Source organism: Streptomyces sp. NPDC003456 (assembly GCF_042878735.1).
GTDB lineage: Bacteria > Actinomycetota > Actinomycetes > Streptomycetales > Streptomycetaceae > Streptomyces.
On sequence record NZ_JBIAOK010000004.1, the window covers coordinates 402415 to 421386 of the forward strand.

Below are 18972 nucleotides of genomic sequence, written 5' to 3' on the forward strand. Positions count from 1 at the left end.
TTGTCACGGTTCCGCAACAGGCGGTGCCTGCCGCACGGTCCGGGCCGCACCCCCCGGGCGGCTCAGGCCTTCGGGGGCACGTCCGGCGGCCCCTCGGGCGGTCCGCCCGGTGAGCCGCTCGGCGCTCCACCCGGGCCACCCGACGGACCACCCGGGTCCGAGGGCGGCCGGCCGCGCCGGGGGAGCGGTCCGGTCTCCCGGGGCAGCCGTCCGGCCTCGGCCAGGGCCCGGCGCAGCAGGAACTCGATCTGCGCGTTGGCCGAGCGCAGTTCGTCCCCGGCCCACCGCGCCAGCGCCTCGTACACCGCGGGGTCCAGCCGCAGCAGCACCTGCTTGCGCTGCTGCGGCGGCCGGCGACGCGCACCCGCGCCCTCGTCGGGGACGGTCACTGGTAGAGGGACCCGGTGTTGAGCACCGGCTGCGCGGCGCGGTCGCCGCACAGCACGACCATCAGGTTGGACACCATGGCCGCCTTGCGCTCGGAGTCCAGCTCCACGATGTCCCGCTCGGTGATGCGCGCGATCGCGGCCTCGACCATGCCCACGGCTCCGTCCACGATCTGCCGCCGAGCGGCGACCACCGCTCCCGCCTGCTGCCGCTGGAGCATCGCCGAGGCGATCTCCGGCGCGTAGGCGAGGTGCGTGAAGCGGGACTCGATGATCTGCACGCCGGCCGCCTCCACGCGCGCGTGCAGTTCGACCGCGAGCTTCTCGGTGATCTCCTCGGCGTTGCCGCGCAGCGAGAGGCCGTCCTCCTCGTGGGCGTCGTAGGGGTACTCGATGGCGATGTGCCGCACGGCCGCCTCGGTCTGGGTGGAGACGAACTCGACGTAGTCGTCCACCTCGAACGTGGCCTGGGCGGTGTCCTCGACCCGCCACACCACGACCGCGGCGAGCTCGATCGGGTTGCCGTAGGCGTCGTTGACCTTCAGCACCGCGGTCTCGTGGTTGCGCACCCGCGTGGAGATCTTGGTGCGCGAGGTGAAGGGGTTCACCCAGCGCAGGCCGTCCTGGCGGATCGTGCCCCGGTAGCGGCCGAAGAGCTGCACGACCCGGGCCTCGCCCGGCGCGACCATGTTCAGCCCGCACATGGCGAGGAACGCGGCGAGCGCCACCAGGATGCCGGCGACGATCAGTGCGGCCTGCGCGCCGGAGGAGGCCACGGCCGTGGCGGCCGCGATCAGCCCGGCGCCGGCCAGCAGTCCGAGCAGTCCCAGCAGCAGGGCGAGGCCGCCGCCGATGCTGTGCGCGGCGAACTCCCGCACCCGGGGCGCGGGCATCTCGGGCACGTCGGCCGTGACCTGGGCGTCATGGGTGTCGTGGGTGGACATGGGTGAACCCCCGTTCTTTCGGAGAAGCCGTGCGGGCAGGGCGTCGCCCGCATAGCTTCTGTCTAGCTAAGTGATATCACTTTAAGCGTTCCTGGCAACCCCGTACAGGTCTCGTACGTCGGTTCCGTTGGGATGGGTGCTGATTGTCACGTCCGGTTGGGGCCGGATCGGCAGCCCTTTCTCATATCTCCCGGTGTTAGCTTTCTGAGCTGACCTGAGCGGCGAACCTGTGTGACATACGCGCACACATGAACGAAGCGGAGCGGATCGGACCCATGGGACGAGCGGAAGAAAGACGCGCCCGACAGCGCGGCGGGCGCCGGGCGGCGCCCGGGCGCCGCCGTCCGTCGGACGCGGCCGGCAGGAGCGGCATACGCCGGCTCTTCACCTGGAAGAAGATCCTCGGGACCTTCCTGGGCCTGTGCCTGCTCGGCATGGGGGCCTTCATCGTGCTGTACATGGTGATCGACATCCCCGAGGGGAACGCCGACGCCAAGCGCCAGAGCAACATCTACGAGTACAGCGACGGCACGATCATGGCCCGCGACGGCAAGGTCAACCGCGAGAACGTCGACCTGTCCCGGGTCCCCAAGGGCGTCCGGATGACCTTCGTGGCGGCCGAGAACAAGACCTTCTACAAGGACGCCGGCGTCGACTTCAAGGGCACCGCCCGCGGCCTGCTCAACACCGTGGCCGGCCGGGGCGCGCAGGGCGGCTCGACGATCACCCAGCAGTACGTCAAGAACTACTACCTGACGCAGGAGCAGGCCGTCTCCCGCAAGCTCAAGGAGCTGGTCATCTCCCTGAAGCTGGACCGGGAGAAGTCCAAGGACTACATCCTCGCCGGCTACATCAACACCAGCTACTACGGCCGGGGCGCCTACGGCATCCAGGCCGCCGCCCAGGCCTACTACCGCACCGACGCCGAGAAGCTCTCGGTCGCGCAGGGCGCCTACCTCGCCGCGCTGCTCCAGGCCCCGAGCCAGTACGACTGGGCGGTCGCCTCCCCGGCCGGCAGGAAGCTGGTGAAGGCCCGCTGGAACTACGTCCTGGACAACATGGTCGAGGAGGGCTGGCTCGACCGCTCCGAGCGCGCGTCCATGAAGTTCCCCGTGCCGCAGGACCCCAAGCCCGCCCCGGGCATGGAGGGCCAGAAGGGCTACCTGGTCAACGCGGCCAACGCGGCCCTGGAGAAGCAACTCGTCGCCGAGGGAACCGCCGACAGCGCCAAGGAGGCCGAGGCGCTGGTCAACGCCGGCGGCTGGACCCTCAGGCTGAACATCGACAAGAAGAAGCAGGCCGCCCTGGAGAGGTCCGTCCGGCAGCAGCTGACCAGCAAGCTCGACCCGGCCGAGCGCAAGGTCGACGCGGACGTCCAGGCCGGTGCGGTGTCCGTGAACCCCAAGACGGGCGCCGTGGTCGCGATGTACGGCGGCAGGGACTACTTCAAGCACTACGTGAACAACGCCACCCGCGCCGACTACCAGCCCGCGTCCACCTTCAAGCCGGTCATCCTGGCCGCGGCCCTGGAGAACGGCGCGAAGACGCAGGACGGCAAGCCGATCACCGCGAACACCGTCTACGACGGCACCAGCGAGCGCCCGGTGGTCTCCGGCGGCAGCAAGGTCGGCTTCGCGCCCGAGAACGAGGACGACGCGAACTACGGCAAGATCACCGTCCAGACGGCCATGAACAAGTCCGTCAACTCCGTCTTCGCGCAGATGGGCGTCGACGTCGGCATGCCCGAGGTGGTCGAGGTCGCGGGCCGACTCGGCATGGACACCGAGAACATGGAGGCCGTGCCCGCCCAGACCCTGGGCAGCATGGGCGCCAGCCCCCTGCAGATGGCCGGGGTCTACGCGACCCTCGACAACCACGGCAGGAAGGTCACCCCCTCCGTGCTCAAGTCGGCCCAGCACCTGAACCGGACGGTGAAGATGCCCGACCCCATCGGTGAGCAGGCCATCAGCCGCGAGGCCGCCGACACGGTCACCTCCGTGCTCACCGGCGTCGTCGACGACGGCACCGCCCAGCGGTCCGTACGGGACAACCCCCGGCGCGACGGCCAGCAGGTCGCGGGCAAGACGGGGACGTCCGACAACAACAAGTCGGCCTGGTTCACCGGCTACACGCCGAACCTGGTCACCTCGGTCGGCCTGTTCGGCGAGGACGACAAGCCCCCGTACAAGCAGGTCCCGATGTACAAGGCCGGCGGGCAGCCCCGCGTCAACGGCGGTGGCTTTCCGGCGCAGATCTGGGCGGCGTACACCTTCGGCGTGATGAGCGAGGTCAGCAGGTTCGACCTGGAGACGCTGCAGGGCGCGGCCGTGGAGCCGACCTGGACGCCGTCGGCCACGCAGGAGCCCACCGAGGAGCCGACGCAGGAGCCGACGACCGAGGAGCCGTCGTCCTCGCCGCCGCCGACGAGCGAGAAGCCGAGCACCTCGCCGCCCGCGAGCCCGTCGACCACGGCGCCGACGACCACCCCGCCCACGACCCCGTCGACGACACCCCCGGGCGACGGCGGCGACCCGTTCGAGCCGCTGCGGCCGAACGACGACGAGTAGGGCGGCGGCGGACGTACGCCGAAGGGCGCCCGGCACCGGCCGGGCGCCCTTCGGCGTGTCCGTGCGAGATCAGCCGTGGTTGAGCTCGAACCAGACCACCTTGCCGGTGCTGAGCCGGGTCGCGCCCCAGCGCCGGGCCAGCCGGTTGACCAGGTACAGGCCGCGGCCGCCCTCGTCCGTCGCACGGGCCTGGCGCAGCCGCGGCAACTGCGGTACGTCGTCCCCGACTTCGCAGCGCAGCACGTCCGTGCGCAGCAGCCGCAGGGTGACCGGCCGGGACGCGTACCGCACGGCGTTCGTCACGACCTCGCTGACCAGCAGCTCCACCGAGTCGCTCAGCTCCTCCAGGCCCCAGCGCTGCAACGCCCGGCGGGCCAGGCGGCGCGCTCGGCCGGGGGCGGCGTCCTCCGGCTCCAGGAACCAGTACGCGACGTCACTGGGCGCGATCCCGTCGAAGCGGGCGGCGAGCAGCGCGATGTCGTCGTCCCGGTCGCCCGGGCCGAGCATGTCGAGCACCTCGTCGCACAGCGCCTCCAGGGGCGGCGGGTGGTCCGGCCCGGTGAGCTGCGCGACCGCGGCGAGCTTCTCGCGCAGCTGCTCGATGCCGGTCCACACGTCGCGCAGGCGGGACTCGACCAGGCCGTCGGTGTAGAGCAGCAGGGTCGCGCCGGCGGGCGCGTCCAGCTCCACGGCCTCGAAGTCGACGCCGCCGACGCCGATCGGGGCCCCGGCGGGCACGCGCAGCACCTCCGCGCGACCGCCCAGATGCAGCAGGACGGGCGGCGGATGACCGGCGTTGGCGATGGTGATGCGGTGCGCGACCGGGTCGTAGACGGCGTACAGGCAGGTCGCCATGCGGTCCACGCCCAGGCGCTGGGCCTGTTCGTCGAGGTGGTGCAGGACCTCCTGCGGCGGCAGGTCGAGGCCGGCCAGGGTCTGGGCCGTCGTGCGCAGCTGGCCCATGATCGCCGCCGAGGTCATGGAGTGGCCCATCACGTCACCGACGACCAGGGCGACGCGGCTGCCCGGCAGCGGGATCGCGTCGTACCAGTCGCCGCCGACCCGGGCGGTCTCCGCGGCGGGCAGGTAACGCGAGGCGAGGCGCACGCCCGTCGGGCGGGGCAGCGTCTCGGGCAGCATGGTGCGCTGCAACTCGTCCGCGATGTACGCCTCGCGCCCGTACAGCACCGCCTTGTCGATGCCGAGGGCGCTGTGCGTGGCGAGCTGCGCGGCCACCAGCAGGTCGTCCGGCTCGAAGGGGATGCGCTCGGGGCGGCGCAGGAACAGGGCGGCCCCGATCACCCGGCGGCGGCCGCGCAAGGGGGCCAGGATGGCGCGCTGCCCGTCGGGCAGGGCCGTCTCGCCGCCCTCGCCGAGCAGTTCGGGCAGGGCCGCGCGGGCCGCGGGAGCCTCGGTGAACACCGGGCGCACCCCGCGCAGCACCTCGGCGAGCGCGCTGCCGGGCCGCACCTCGCACAGCTCGGCGCCGACCGAGTCCAGCTCGCTCGGCTCGGGCTGGGCGGCGGGCAGGAAGCCGTTCTCGGTGTCGCGCTCGGCCGGTATCCGGTCGGTGCGGCGCAGCCGGAGCACCAGCGGGCCGGTGGGCCGCTCGTCGCCGACCGGCAGCGGGTCGCGCAGGTAGACCAGGATCGCGTCGGAGAAGGTGGGCACGGTGGCCCGGCACAGCCCCATCACGATCTCGTCGAGGTCGATGCCGCGGGCGATCCGGCGCGTGGCGGCGCCGACGAACCGCAGCCGGTCGCCGTCCCGGCGCATCGGCGTGGGTCGGCCCGGCGGCAGGTTCTGGCCGCTGCGGCGCTCCTGCGTCCCGCCGTCGGGCAGCGGCCGGTCCTGCTCGTCGGCCGGCTGGAGCGGGATGCCCTCGGGGGCGGGCCGCGGCCGGGAGGTGTCGCGCTCGGCGGTCTGCTCGGCACCCGGCTGGGAGTGCTCGGAGGCGGGGTCGCTCACGGTGTCCTTGCCCTTGCCGAACGGCGTGGAGGTGCCCGGGTCCGACGTGCCCGGCGTGAGGTGCGCCGTCGTGACCGGGACGGTGACGTCGCCGCCGGGGCGGCCCTGTACCGGTAACGTGCCCGCGCCCGGCCCGCGTGCCGGGGTGTGCACGAGCGCCCCGCGGGGGTCCGCGGGGTCGACGCCCGGCTGCGGGCGTTCGAAGGAGGTCGGCTGCTCCGTCACGCGTGTCGAATCCGTCCGTCCGGGGCTGCACGCCACACGTGCAGGTGGTCCCGCCGAGACTCCGATACCCGGAATACGTGCCCCAGGAACGGAATTCCCGCGCGGTCAGAGGTTGTTCCTGTGCCGGCGGCGAGCCGCCCGCGGTTCGCGGGGCCTGCGGCCCAGGTACCGCCGGTGGTGCCCTCGTACCCCTCGCTCACGTCCTGCCGCCCCTCGGTGACGATCGGTCAAGCTCAGCGCGTGTTCCGGTAGTTGTCGCCCGCGCCCTTGCGGAGGACGATCCTACGTTTCTCGCCCGGGGGCGCATCAAGGGTCTCATGAGGACACGTGCGCGGGCGTACGATCCCAGTCGTCCGGCAGTGACGGTACCGGCCAGGACGGGTCCGGGCGCCAGTGCTGCCAGCCTTCCGAGAACGGCGCCCCCCAGGCGCTGATCACCTCCACCGCCGCCCGCCCCGCCGCCCGCACCCGCTCGGCCTGCCGGTCGTCCATCAGCCCGTCCCGCCGGGCCTGGGCGAACTCGTCCTCGTCACGCCAGTGCCAACTGCGGTCCGGGTGCACGGAGATGTCCAGAAAATGATCCTCGGAGTCCACCCCGCCCGCCCAACGGGCCAGCGGCTCCTCCAGGTTCACGTACCAGTTCTTGAACGCCCAGCCCGGCTCCCAGAACAGCCACACCGACCAGGGCTCGCCGGGGCGGGCCAGCTTCAGCACGCCCGTGCCGAACCAGCGGTCGCGCAGCACGGTGCGGGGCTTGGTGTAGCGGGTCTCCAGCGGCTCCAGGTGGACGGGGGTGCCGTCGGCGAGCACCGGCTTGACGCACTCGGTGCCGGGCGCCAGCCACACGGCGAGCAGATCGGCGTCGTCCCGCACCACGGTGACGGGGCGGGCGATGTGGACGTGCGGGCCCGCGTTCTCCCGGTACCGCCACAGGATCCGGTCCCCCGGCGCCCAGAAGCCCGCCGCACCGCCCGTTTCCACGCGTCTCATCGCCTCACCGTCCGCCATGAACAGATATTAGGTGCCGTAGGCATACGACGCTGCGGCGCGTGGCTCGGTTCACGCCCCGGGGACCTGTCCGCCGTCCGGGTCACGGCCGCGTCATCCGCAGCACGTCCAGCGCCTCGTCGAGCTGCTCCGCGGTCAGGTCACCCCGCTCCACGTACCCGCCGTCCAGCACGACCTGGCGGATGGTCCGCCGTTCGGCCAGCGCCTTCTTGGCCACCTTCGCGGCCTCCTCGTACCCGATGTACTTGTTGAGCGGGGTGACGACCGAGGGGGAGGACTCGGCGTACTCGCGGGCCCGTTCGCGGTTCGCGGTGATGCCGTCCACGGTGCGGTCGGCCAGCAGCCGGGAGACGTTGGCGAGCAGCCGTACGGACTCCAGCACGTTCTTGGCGATGACCGGCAGCATCACATTGAGCTCGAAGTTGCCGGCGGCGCCCGCGGTGGCGACGGTGGCGTCGTTCCCGACGACCTGGGCGCACACCATCAGCACGGCCTCGGGGATGACCGGGTTCACCTTCCCGGGCATGATCGACGAGCCGGGCTGGAGGTCCGGCAGCGCGATCTCGGCGAGGCCGGTGCGCGGCCCGGAGGACATCCAGCGCAGGTCGTTGGCGATCTTCGTCAGGCCGACCGCGATGGTCCGCAGCTGGCCGCTGGTCTCGACGATGCCGTCCCGGGCGCCCTGCGCCTCGAAGTGGTCGCGGGCCTCGGTCAGCGGCAGCCCGGTGCTGCGGGCGACCTCCTCGATCACGGCGGCCGAGAAGCCGGGCGGGGTGTTGATGCCGGTGCCGACGGCCGTGCCGCCCAGCGGCAGTTCGGCCAGCCGGGGAAGGGAGGCCCGCAGCCGCTCGACGCCGTAGCGCACCTGGGCGGCGTACCCGCCGAACTCCTGGCCCAGCGTCACGGGCGTGGCGTCCATCAGGTGGGTCCGCCCCGACTTCACGACGTCGGCGAACTCCTCCGCCTTGCGCTCCAGGGCGGCGGCCAGGTGCTCCAGGGCCGGGATCAGGTCACGGGTCACCGCGGCGGTGGCCGCGATGTGGATGGAGGAGGGGAAGACGTCGTTGGACGACTGCGAGGCGTTGACGTGGTCGTTCGGGTGCACGCCGCGGCCCAGCCGCTCGCTCGCCAGCGTGGCGATCACCTCGTTGGTGTTCATGTTGGACGAGGTCCCCGACCCGGTCTGGAACACGTCGACCGGGAAGTGCTCGTCCCACATCCCCTCGGCGACCTCCCCGGCCGCCTCCTGGATCGCCCGCGCGACGTCCTCGTCCAGGACCCCCAGCTCCGCGTTGACCTTCGCCGCGGCCCCCTTGATGCGGGCCAGCGCCTCGATGTGCGCGCGCTCGATGCGCTGCCCGGACACGGGGAAGTTCTCCACGGCCCGCTGGGTCTGGGCCCGCCACTTGGCGTGGGCGGGCACCCGCACCTCGCCCATGGAGTCGTGCTCGGTGCGGTACTCGGTCCTGTCCTGCTCGCCGGTCATCGACGATCACCTCCACGTGTCACAGCGTCAGCGCCGCGACCACTGTTCCCCGTGGAGGCGAATCGTCACCGCCCTCGTCAGGCGAGTCCGGGACCGCGTACCGGAATGGACGTGAACGTCGGCGCCGGGGCCGGGTCCTGGAAGAAGTCGTTGCCCTTGTCGTCGACGACGATGAACGCCGGGAAGTCCTCGACCTCGATCTTCCAGACCGCCTCCATACCGAGCTCCTCGTACTCGACGACCTCGACCTTCTTGATGCAGTCCTGGGCCAGGCGCGCGGCCGGGCCGCCGATGGAGCCGAGGTAGAAGCCGCCGTGGGCGTTGCACGCGTCGGTGACCTGCTTGCTGCGGTTGCCCTTGGCGAGCATCACCTTGGAGCCGCCCGCCGCTTGGAACTGCTCCACGTAGGAGTCCATCCGGCCGGCCGTCGTCGGGCCGAACGAGCCCGACGCGTAGCCCTCGGGCGTCTTGGCGGGGCCGGCGTAGTACACCGGGTGGTCCTTCAGGTACTGCGGCATCTCCTCGCCCGCGTCCAGCCGCTCCTTGATCTTGGCGTGCGCGATGTCGCGGGCCACGACCAGCGGGCCGGTCAGCGAGAGCCGGGTCTTCACCGGGTACTTGGTGAGCTCGGCGAGGATCGTGTCCATCGGCTGGTTGAGGTCGATCTTCACGACGTCCGAGGACTCGTCGAGCTGCTCGTCCGTGGTCTCCGGCAGGAAGCGCGCCGGGTCGTTCTCCAGCTGCTCCAGGAAGACGCCCTCGGCGGTGATCTTCGCGACGGCCTGGCGGTCGGCGGAACAGGAGACCGCGATGGCCACCGGGCAGGAGGCTCCGTGCCGGGGCAGGCGCACCACCCGCACGTCGTGGCAGAAGTACTTGCCGCCGAACTGCGCGCCGATGCCGATCTTCTGCGTCAGCTCGAAGACCTTCTGCTCCAGCTCCTTGTCGCGGAAGCCGTGCCCCAGCTCGCTGCCCTCGGCGGGGATCTCGTCCAGGTAGTGCGCGGAGGCGTACTTCGCCGTCTTCAGCGCGTACTCGGCGGACGTGCCGCCGACCACGATCGCCAGGTGGTAGGGCGGGCAGGCCGCCGTGCCCAGCGAGCGGATCTTCTCCTCCAGGAACTTCATCATGGAGGACTCGTTCAGGACGGCCTTCGTCTCCTGGTACAGGAACGACTTGTTGGCCGAGCCGCCGCCCTTGGCCATGAACAGGAACTTGTAGGCGCCGCCGTCGGTCGCGTACAGCTCGATCTGGGCGGGGAGGTTGGAGCCGGTGTTCTTCTCCTCCCACATGGTGAGGGGAGCCATCTGCGAGTAGCGCAGGTTCAGGTTCTGGTACGCGTCGTAGATGCCGCGGCTCAGGGCCTCCTCGTCCCGGCCGTGCGTGAGCACGTTCTGGCCGCGCTTGCCCATGACGATCGCCGTGCCGGTGTCCTGGCACATGGGCAGCACGCCCGCCGCCGCGATGTTGGCGTTCTTCAGCAGGTCCAGCGCCACGAACTTGTCGTTGCCCGACGCCTCGGGGTCGTCGATGATCCGGCGCAGCTGCGCCAGGTGGGCCGGGCGCAGGTAGTGCTGGATGTCGTGGATCGCCTCCTCGGCGAGCTTGCGCAGCGCCTCCGGCTCCACCTGCAGGAAGGTGCGCCCGTCCGGCCCCTCGACCGTGGAGACGCCCTCGGAGGTCACCAGGCGGTAGGGCGTGGTGTCCTCTCCCTGGGGGAGCAGATCGGTGTACGCGAACTCAGGCATCTCAGCCCATTCCTCACTCTGCGGACGGCGGCCCGCCTCCATCGGCGAGCGCCAACCAGCGTAGAACCTGCCGCCGACGGCGGGCTTGTGAGGTAAGGCTCAGTTCGTCACCCCGGACGCGCACCGGGGGGTGTCGCGATCTATCGTGTTTCGGTACGCTGCTGCCGTGGACCTTCAGAAGCAGGACCTCCAGAAGCCGGACGCCCGGCCGCAGGGCGCGCCCGCCGCCTCCGAGCTGCGCGCCTCCGACGCCGAGCGCGACCGCATCGCCGACATCCTGCACGACGCCCTGGCCGAGGGCCGCCTCACCGCGGACGAGCACGCCGAGCGCGTCGAGGGAGTGCTGCGCGCCAAGACGGTGGGTGAGCTGGAGGTCTTCGTCCGGGACCTGCCCGCGGGCCATCACCAGGGCCCGGCGGCGGCCCACGCGGCCGCGCCCCACCGGCCCACGGCCGGCGCCATCCCGGTCGAGCCGGACGACAACGTGGTCGCGGTCTTCAGCAGCGCCGTCCGCAAGGGCCGCTGGCGCGCGGGCCGCCGGATCCACGCCTACGCGATCTTCGGCAGTGTCGAGATCGACCTCAGCGAGGCGCTCTACGACCACCAGCAGGTCGTCATCAAGTCCTGGGCGGTCTTCGGCAGCGTCGACATCCGCGTCCCGGAGAACGTGTCGCTGCGCGGCATGGGCGGCGGCGTCCTCGGCAGCTTCGAGGTGGCCACCCTCGACTCGGGCGACCCGGAGGCCCCCATCGTCTACGTCGACGGCTGGGCCGTCCTGGGCAGCGTGGAGGCCCGGCCCCGCCGCGGCAAGCTCGTGGCGGACATCCTGGACCGGGTGCAGCGCAAGGTCGACAAGAGTTTGCGCCGGCACCTGGGCCATTGACGATCGCGAATCGGCCGGGCGCACGGGCCCGGCCGGCCCGGGGCGATGGAGCGTGCGCGGCCCGGCGGGGCGGGGTGGACGCGGCCCTTGGGAACTCAGTGCATAGGCGCGCGTACAGCGGGTAGGGCTTGCTGCATCGTCTCTCGCTCGCGAAGCCGTCGTCAGGAGTAGACCGTGCTGCAACCGCCGCATTCGTCCCTGCAGGTAGCTGCCGTTCCGGCCCCGCGGGTGCCAGCGCGAGACAGGGACCAGGACGCCCCGTGGCACACCGAAGCGGTGTGCCGGCGGGACGAGGCCGGCCTGTTCTTCGCCCCCTCGAAGGAGCCCACCGCGGCCCGGCTCTCCCGCGAGGAGGCGGCCAAGCGGGTCTGCGCCCGCTGTCCGGTCATGGTCGAATGCCGCGAGCACGCCCTGCTCCAGCCCGAGCCCTACGGCGTCTGGGGCGGCCTGACCGCCGCGGAGCGCCGTGTCGTCCTGGCGCGCCGCCGCCGCCGCGACATGGAGCTGAAGAAGACGGCCCGCGCGGCGAACCAGATAGCCGCCGCGGGCTGACCCGCACACGGCACCGAGAAGGGCGTCCCCACCGCACCGGGGACGCCCTCTCCTGTGGCCGCGAACGAGCGCGGGCGGGAACTACTTGCCCTTGTCGAAGTCGATCGCGCTGTACGCCCGGAGCTTGGACAGCCGGTGCTCCGAGTCGATCCTGCGGACCGTGCCCGAGCGCGACCGCATCACGATCGAGTCGGTCGTCGCCGTCTCGGCCCGGTAGCGGACGCCGCGCAGCAGCTCGCCGTCCGTGATGCCGGTCGCCACGAAGAACACGTTCTCACCGGTGACGAGGTCCTCCGTCGTCAGCACCCGGTCCAGGTCGTGCCCCGCGTCGATCGCCCGCTGCCGCTCCTCGTCGTCCTTGGGCCACAGCTTGCCCTGGATGGTGCCGCCCAGGCACTTCACCGCACAGGCCGAGATGATGCCCTCGGGGGTGCCGCCGATGCCGAGCAGCAGATCGACCCCGGTGCCCTCCCGCAGCGCCAGGATCGAGCCGGCCACGTCGCCGTCGGAGATCAGCTTGATGCGCGCCCCGGTCTCGCGGATCTCCTTGATGATGCCCTCGTGCCGCGGCCGGTCCAGGATGACGACGGTCACGTCCTCCGGCGTGGAGCGCTTGGCCTTGGCGACCCGGCGGATGTTCACCGACACCGGGGCGTCGATGTCGACGAAGTCGGCGGCCTCCGGGCCGGTGACGAGCTTGTCCATGTAGAACACGGCCGACGGGTCGAACATCGACCCGCGCTCGGCGGCGGCCAGCACCGCGATCGCGTTCGTCATGCCTTTGGCGGTCAGCGTCGTGCCGTCGATCGGGTCGACGGCGATGTCGCACTCGGGCCCGGTGCCGTCGCCGACGCGCTCGCCGTTGAACAGCATGGGCGCCTCGTCCTTCTCGCCCTCGCCGATGACGACGACGCCGTTCATCGAGACGGTGGAGACGAGTGTCCGCATGGCACGCACCGCGGCGCCGTCGGCGCCGTTCTTGTCACCACGCCCCACCCAGCGGCCCGCGGCCATCGCGGCCGCCTCGGTCACCCGGACCAGCTCCAGGGCGAGGTTGCGGTCGGGGGCCTCGGAGGGCACATCGAGTTCGGACGGCAAATGATGATGCTCGGTCATCGGAGCGCACCTTTCTGTACGACGACGGCCGGATGAGGGTGTTGTTCGCTCGACTCTATATCCGGGCACACAGAATGAGCAGGGGCCCCCACGGATGAGCACGGGGGACACCTGCGACGATAGGGGGCGTGGCAGGCACGAACGGCAAGCAGAAGACGGCGCGGGACATGATCCTCTCCCTCGGGGTGATCATCCTGGTGGCAGGCTTCATCTACCTCTTCATCCCGCACGACGAGAGCGCCCCCGACGTGAAGCGCGTCGACTACCGGGTCGAGCTGCTCACGGCGCGCCGGGCCGCCTCCTACCCGGTCGCCGCGCCCGAGGGCCTGTCCGACGCGTGGAAGGCCACCTCCGTCCGTTTCCGCGGCGACGAGTTCGACGCCTGGCACCTGGGCTTCCACGACCCCGACGGGGAGTACGTGGCGGTCGAGCAGTCCACGCAGCGCCGGCCCGTCTTCCTGGACGAGGCGACGCAAGGGGCGCGCGAGACCGGCAGGACGCAGACGATCGACGGCAGGACGTGGACCCGCTACGAGGGCGGCCGCTACGACGCGCTGGTCCTGGAGGGCACCAAGGGCTCGACGACGGTCGTGGCGGGCACCGCGGACTTCGAGCAGCTGACCCGCATGGCGGAGGCGCTCGAGCTCAAGTAGTCCCGCGGACTGACGCGTGGCCGCGCGCGGTCAGCGTCACACCGCGCGCATGCGTGGACCCCTACGGACATGCGAAAGGCCCCCGGTGGACACCGGGGGCCTTCGTCGTGTGCGGGTCAGACCGTCGTGACGACCTGGTCGTACTCCAGGCGCGGGGAGCGCGGGTACCAGGCGTCCGGGCCGGGGCGGCCGATGTTGACGACCATCAGCGGGGTGTGGTCGTCGTCCAGGAACTCCTTGCGCACGCCCTCGAAGTCGAAGCCGGTCATCGGGCCGGCGGCGAGACCGGCGGCGCGGACGCCGACGATGAAGTACGCGGCCTGGAGGGCGGCGTTCATCGCGGCGGAGCCCTCGCGGACGGGGCGCTCGGCGAAGAAGGCGTCCTTGGCCTGCGGGAAGGCCGGGAACAGCTGCGGGAGCTCCTCGTGGAACTCGTTGTCCGCGGACAGGATCGCGACCAGCGGGGCGGCCGCGGTCTTGGCCCGGTTGCCCTCGGCCATGTGCGCCACCAGGCGCTCACGCGCCTCCGGGGAGCGGACGAGGGTGATGCGCAGCGGGGTCTGGTTGAAGGCGGTCGGGCCGTACTTGACCAGGTCGTAGATCGCCTTCACCTGCTCGTCGGTCACCGGCTCGTCGGTGAACGCGTTGGCGGTGCGGGCCTCGCGGAACAGGAGGTCCTGGGCGGCGGGGTCAAGAACGAGAGACATGGGAAACCTTCTCGGGACGTACGTCGGGCCCGGCGGGAAGCCGGACCGGCTGACGTCTCCGACACTACCCCCGAGAAGTTCAACGTTCAACTAAGCCGAGGGTGTCGTACGTCACGGCAGGAAAGAACCGGGATCCCGCTACTCGCCGTCCTCGTCGGCCGCGGCTTCCTCCGCCAGCGCCGCGTCCAGGCGCGCCCGCGCGCCCTCCAGCCAGCGGCGGCACACCCTGGCCAGCTCCTCGCCGCGCTCCCACAGCGCCAGGGACTCCTCCAGCGTCGTGCCGCCCGCCTCCAGCCGGCGGACGACCTCGATCAGCTCGTCCCGCGCCTGCTCGTACCCGAGCGCCTCGCTCACGCCCGGCGCCTGTTCCACTTCGCTGGTCATCCACCCACCCTATGTGTCGACTCGTACGGAGAACTCACCCTCGGAGACCCGGGCGCGCAGGGTCTGGCCGGGCTCCACCTCGCCGGGATCGCGCACCGCGTGCCCGTCCTCCCGCTGGAGCACGGCGTAGCCGCGCTTGAGGGTCGCGGCGGGGGAGAGGGCCACCACGCGCGCGTGCGTGTGGGTCAGCTCCGACTCCGCCCGGTCGAGCTGGTGGCGCAGACAGCGCCGGGCGCGGTCGAGCAGGTCCTCGACCTGGTCGGCACGCTCGTCGATCATGCGGTGCGGATCCTGGATCGACGGGCGGGCCAGCGCGTGGGCCAGGCCCCGCTCCTCCCGGTCCAGCAGCGCGTGCACGCACCGCCGCGCCCGGTCGCGCAGCTGCCGCACCCGGTCGAACTCCTCGCCCACGTCCGGCACGACCTTCTTGGCGGCGTCGGTCGGGGTCGAGGCGCGCAGGTCGGCCACGTGGTCCAGCAGCGGGTTGTCCGGCTCGTGCCCGATGGCCGACACCACGGGCGTCCGGCAGCGGGCGACCGCGCGGACCAGCTGCTCGTCGGAGAACGGCAGCAGGTCCTCCACGCTGCCGCCGCCCCGGGCGACGATGATCACGTCCACCTCGTCGAGGGCGTCGAGCTCCTTCACGGCCTGCACGACCTGGGGTACGGCGTGCACGCCCTGCACGGCGACGTTGCGCACCTCGAAGCGCACGGCGGGCCAGCGGTGCCGCGCGTTCTCCAGCACGTCCCGCTCGGCGGCCGAGGCTCGGCCGCAGACCAGCCCGATCAGCTGCGGCAGGAACGGCAGCGGCTTCTTGCGCTCCCGCGCGAACAGGCCCTCCCGGGCCAGGGACTTCTTCAGCTGCTCCAGCCGCGCGAGCAGCTCGCCGACGCCCACGGGCCGTATCTCGGTGGCCCGCAGCGACAGCTGCCCCCGGGGCGCGTACCACTCGGGCTTGGCGAGGACGACGACCCGGGCGCCCTCGCTCACCACGTCCGCGACCGAGTCGAACACCTGCCGGTAGCAGGTCACCCCGACCGAGATGTCGTGCGAGGGGTCGCGCAGGGTCAGGAACACCACGCCGGCACCCGGCCGCCGCGACAGCTGTGTGATCTGCCCCTCGACCCACACCGCGCCGAGCCGGTCGATCCACCCCCCGATGAGCCGCGACACCTCGCCGACGGGCAGCGGGGATTCCGGAGTCGTGTTCACTGCCATGCGGCGAGCGTAGTGGTCCCCACCGACAACCCGGCCCAGCCGCCCTGAGCCCGGACGGCCCGCCGGCAACGACGGTCCCTGCCGGCCGGTCCGGGCCACCGGGATCCTCGCGACCCCGTCCGCTGCCGGCCCGTGCCGGCCACTGCGGTCCTTCCGGCTGGTCCCGGCCCCTGCGGTTTCGGGCCACCGGATCCTTGCCGCTCGGTCCCTGCCGACCCGTCCCGCCCCCACGCGATTGCTGTCGCTCGGGCCCGGCCACTCCCGGCCACTCGGCTCCGGCCGCTCCCGGCCACTCGGCTCCGGCCGCTCCCGGCCACTCGGATCCCGCCGCCCCGCGCCAGCCGCCCGCCCCGTGCCAGCCGCCTGGGTCCGGCCACCCCTGGCCGCCCGAAGCCGTCTCGGCCCGGCCACCCCTGGCCGCCCGAAGCCGTCTCGGCCCGGCCACCCCTGGCCGCCCGAAGCCGCCTGAGCCCGCCCGCCCCGGCGCCCGCGCCCGGCCGTCCCGTCCTTGGCCGCCCCGGCCGTCCCACCGGGCGCGCCCTCGCTGGGCGCCCGTCGTCCGTCCCGGCTGGTCGCCGTCGCGGGCGTCGTCAGGTGGTCGTGGTCCGTCCGGAACGGCGGCCGCGCTGGGCCGTCAGCACCGCCAGGCCGGTCGCCAGCCACACCGCGCCGACCACCTGGGCCGTGCCCGACGCCTCCACGATGACCGCCACGGTGATCGCCGCGCCCGCCACCGGGACCAGCACATGGCGCCACCAGATCACCGGGCCGCCGCGGCGCCTGACCGCGAACCAGCCCACCACGCTCGCGTGCAGCAGCGTGAACGCCGTCAGGGCGCCGACGTCGACGACCGACACCAGCTGGTCCATGCCGTCGTCGCGGCGGGCCGCCCACACCGCCGCCACCAGCGTGATCACCGCCGCGCACAGCAGCGCCACCCGCGGCACCCCGGCGTCCGTCCGGGACAGCACGCGCGGCAGCCGCCCGTCACGGCCCATCGCGAACAGCAGCCGGCCCGCCGCGGCCTGACCGGCCAGCGCCGCGAACGCCGCGCCGACGGCCTTGCTGACCGCCACCAGGTCGTGCAGCCAGGTGCCGACCGCGGCGTCCAGGGTGTCGTAGAACGCCGAGCCCTGCCGCCCCGGCTCCGCCGCCAGCCGCGCCGACGACACCGGCTCCAGCAGCGCCACCAGGTACGTCTGCGCGAGGAACAGCACACCCGCCAGCGCCAGGCAGAACAGCAGCGCCCGCGCGATCTTCGCCGAACCGCCCGTGACCTCCTCCGCGAAGGAGGCGATCGCGTCGAACCCCAGGTACGACAGCACCGCCACCGACACCGCCCCCAGCACCGCCGACAGTGCGAAGGCGCCCTGCGAGCCGTCCCCCGTCAGCGGCGACAGCCAGTCCCGCTGCGCCCCGTCCCGCGCCAGCACCACGATCGCCGCCACGACGAACACGGCCAGGACCACGACCTCCATCGCCAGCACCAGGAAGCCCACCCGGGCGGCCGCCCGTACGCCCCACAGGTTCAGCAGGGTCGTCAGCACCACCGCGAGCGCCGACCACACCCACCGCGACACCTCCGGCACCAGCGCGTTCATCGCCACGCCCGAGAACAGGTACGCCACGGCCGGGATCAGCACGTAGTCCAGCATCGCCATCCAGCCCGCCACGAACCCGGCCCCGTTCCCGAGCCCCGCGCGCGCGTAGGCGAACACCGACCCCGCCTGCGGGACCACCCGGACCATCTGGGCGTAGCTGAACGCGGTGAACGCCATCGCGATCGTGGCGACGGCGTACACCAGGGCCACCGCGCCGTGCGACTTCGCGTCCAGCGTGCCGAACACGCCGACCGGGGCCATCGGCGCGATGAACAGCAGCCCGTAGACGACCAGGTCGCGAAAGCCCAGGGTGCGCCGCAGCGCGTGCTCCCCGCCCGGGGCGGGCGCCTGCGTGCCGGTCTCCGCCATCGTGACCCGCCCTCCGGTTCTCGTCACCGCGGCCGCCGTTTCCCCAGTCTTCCCGGGGACTGCGGACGGCCGCGATCTTTGACCCGCCGAACGCGGCCTCACGAAACGCGGCCTTACGATGGGACGCATGTCTGCTTCGCCTGGCCGCCGTGTCCTGCTCGCCGCCCCCCGTGGCTACTGCGCGGGCGTGGACCGCGCCGTGATCGCCGTCGAGAAAGCGCTGGAGCAGTACGGCGCTCCGGTCTACGTCCGGCACGAGATCGTCCACAACAAGTACGTCGTGCAGACCCTGGAGAAGAAGGGTGCGATCTTCGTCGAGCGGACGGAGGAGGTCCCGCCGGGCAACATCGTGATGTTCTCGGCGCACGGCGTGGCCCCCGTCGTCCACGAGGAGGCCGAGCGCGGCCGCCTCGCCACCATCGACGCCACCTGCCCCCTGGTCACCAAGGTCCACAAGGAAGCCGTCCGCTTCGCCGGCGAGGACTACGACATCCTGCTGATCGGCCACGAGGGCCACGAGGAGGTCATCGGCACCTCCGGCGAGGCCCCCGACCACATCCAGCTCGTCGACGGCCCCGGCGACGTCGCCAAGGTCGAGGTCCGCGACCCGTCCAAGGTCGTCTGGCTCTCCCAGACCACGCTGTCCGTCGACGAGACCATGGAGACCGTCGACGCCCTGAAGGAGAAGTTCCCGCAGCTCATCTCCCCGCCCAGCGACGACATCTGCTACGCCACGCAGAACCGCCAGCTCGCCGTGAAGCAGATGGGCGCCGAGTCCGACCTGGTCATCGTGGTCGGCTCGCGCAACTCCTCCAACTCCAAGCGCCTGGTCGAGGTCGCCAAGATCGCCGGCGCCCGCGACGCCTACCTCGTGGACTTCGCCGACGAGATCGACGAGGCCTGGCTGGAGGGCGTCTCCACCATCGGCGTGACCTCCGGCGCCTCCGTGCCGGAGGTCCTGGTCGAGCAGGTCCTGGAGTGGCTCGCGCAGCGCGGTTTCGAGGACGTCGAGATCGTGAAGGCAGCCGAGGAGTCCATCACCTTCTCCCTGCCCAAGGAGCTGCGCCGCGACCTGCGCGAGGAGGCGGCCGCGCTGGTCGCCGAGCGGGGCGGCGCCGGAACCGGTGAACGTTCCGGGGAGTGATCGTGTCGAGGGC

General features: G+C 72.3%; 16 protein-coding genes. 5 read left to right on the plus strand and 11 right to left on the minus strand.

What is annotated here, in order from left to right; all coding sequences use genetic code 11:
• Positions 1–62: 62 nt before the first annotated feature.
• The gene (locus ACFYWG_RS18010; protein WP_389202159.1) at positions 63–389 is read right to left on the minus strand and encodes a hypothetical protein; all 327 of its coding nucleotides are present in this window, start codon (positions 387–389) and stop codon (positions 63–65) included.
• On the minus strand, positions 386–1330 hold the full coding sequence (locus tag ACFYWG_RS18015) for an SPFH domain-containing protein (protein WP_376329083.1): 945 nt from the start codon (positions 1328–1330) through the stop codon (positions 386–388). The genes ACFYWG_RS18010 and ACFYWG_RS18015 overlap by 4 nt, the downstream gene beginning before the upstream one ends.
• Before the next feature lie 275 nt (positions 1331–1605).
• Here ACFYWG_RS18015 and ACFYWG_RS18020 point away from each other — a divergent pair, with 275 nt between their 5' ends.
• On the plus strand, positions 1606–3897 hold the full coding sequence (locus tag ACFYWG_RS18020) for a transglycosylase domain-containing protein (protein ID WP_389202161.1): 2292 nt from the start codon (positions 1606–1608) through the stop codon (positions 3895–3897).
• 69 nt (positions 3898–3966) lie between these two features.
• Here the strand turns inward: ACFYWG_RS18020 and ACFYWG_RS18025 are convergent, their stop codons facing one another.
• The 4 genes from ACFYWG_RS18025 to ACFYWG_RS18040 form a co-directional block, all read right to left on the minus strand.
• On the minus strand, positions 3967–6090 hold the full coding sequence (locus tag ACFYWG_RS18025) for a SpoIIE family protein phosphatase (RefSeq protein WP_383508706.1): 2124 nt from the start codon (positions 6088–6090) through the stop codon (positions 3967–3969).
• 315 nt (positions 6091–6405) lie between these two features.
• Positions 6406–7098, minus strand: a complete 693-nt coding sequence (locus tag ACFYWG_RS18030) for a DUF402 domain-containing protein (protein WP_383508703.1) — start codon at positions 7096–7098, stop codon at positions 6406–6408.
• An 82-nt stretch (positions 7099–7180) separates the two neighbouring features.
• Complete coding sequence (locus tag ACFYWG_RS18035) at positions 7181–8584, minus strand: class II fumarate hydratase (RefSeq protein WP_385419900.1); 1404 nt, start codon at positions 8582–8584, stop codon at positions 7181–7183.
• Between the two features lie 77 nt (positions 8585–8661).
• A complete protein-coding gene (locus tag ACFYWG_RS18040) occupies positions 8662–10332 on the minus strand; it encodes a fumarate hydratase (protein ID WP_389202164.1) in 1671 nt (556 codons plus the stop codon).
• Positions 10333–10498: 166 nt separating this feature from the next.
• Between ACFYWG_RS18040 and ACFYWG_RS18045 the strand changes: the two genes are divergently transcribed.
• Positions 10499–11215 (plus strand): DUF1707 domain-containing protein, encoded by a 717-nt coding sequence (locus ACFYWG_RS18045; RefSeq protein WP_385419896.1) that lies wholly within the window; start codon positions 10499–10501, stop codon positions 11213–11215.
• 174 nt (positions 11216–11389) lie between these two features.
• Positions 11390–11767: a WhiB family transcriptional regulator gene (locus ACFYWG_RS18050; protein ID WP_369197122.1), complete on the plus strand. Its 378-nt coding sequence runs from the start codon at positions 11390–11392 to the stop codon at positions 11765–11767.
• An 81-nt stretch (positions 11768–11848) separates the two neighbouring features.
• On the opposite strand, the gene glpX is transcribed toward ACFYWG_RS18050, so the two are convergent.
• Positions 11849–12883, minus strand: a complete 1035-nt coding sequence (gene glpX, locus ACFYWG_RS18055) for a class II fructose-bisphosphatase (RefSeq protein WP_376329102.1) — start codon at positions 12881–12883, stop codon at positions 11849–11851.
• Between the two features lie 128 nt (positions 12884–13011).
• Between glpX and ACFYWG_RS18060 the strand changes: the two genes are divergently transcribed.
• Positions 13012–13536, plus strand: a complete 525-nt coding sequence (locus ACFYWG_RS18060; RefSeq protein ID WP_389202167.1) for a DUF4245 domain-containing protein — start codon at positions 13012–13014, stop codon at positions 13534–13536.
• A gap of 116 nt (positions 13537–13652) precedes the next feature.
• Here the strand turns inward: ACFYWG_RS18060 and ACFYWG_RS18065 are convergent, their stop codons facing one another.
• The 4 genes from ACFYWG_RS18065 to ACFYWG_RS18080 form a co-directional block, all read right to left on the minus strand.
• Positions 13653–14243 carry a malonic semialdehyde reductase gene (locus ACFYWG_RS18065; RefSeq protein ID WP_389202169.1) on the minus strand — a complete coding sequence of 197 codons (591 nt, stop codon included), beginning with the start codon at positions 14241–14243 and terminating at the stop codon, positions 13653–13655.
• Between the two features lie 138 nt (positions 14244–14381).
• Positions 14382–14627, minus strand: coding sequence for an exodeoxyribonuclease VII small subunit (locus ACFYWG_RS18070; protein WP_376329109.1), 246 nt, complete (start codon positions 14625–14627; stop codon positions 14382–14384).
• 9 nt (positions 14628–14636) lie between these two features.
• Positions 14637–15845: an exodeoxyribonuclease VII large subunit gene (xseA, locus tag ACFYWG_RS18075; RefSeq protein ID WP_376329111.1), complete on the minus strand. Its 1209-nt coding sequence runs from the start codon at positions 15843–15845 to the stop codon at positions 14637–14639.
• Positions 15846–16435: 590 nt separating this feature from the next.
• Positions 16436–17815: an APC family permease gene (locus tag ACFYWG_RS18080; RefSeq protein ID WP_389202172.1), complete on the minus strand. Its 1380-nt coding sequence runs from the start codon at positions 17813–17815 to the stop codon at positions 16436–16438.
• Between the two features lie 118 nt (positions 17816–17933).
• On the opposite strand from ACFYWG_RS18080, the gene ACFYWG_RS18085 reads away from it, so the two are divergent.
• Positions 17934–18959: a 4-hydroxy-3-methylbut-2-enyl diphosphate reductase gene (locus ACFYWG_RS18085; protein ID WP_389202174.1), complete on the plus strand. Its 1026-nt coding sequence runs from the start codon at positions 17934–17936 to the stop codon at positions 18957–18959.
• The last annotated feature ends 13 nt before the right edge of the window (positions 18960–18972 follow it).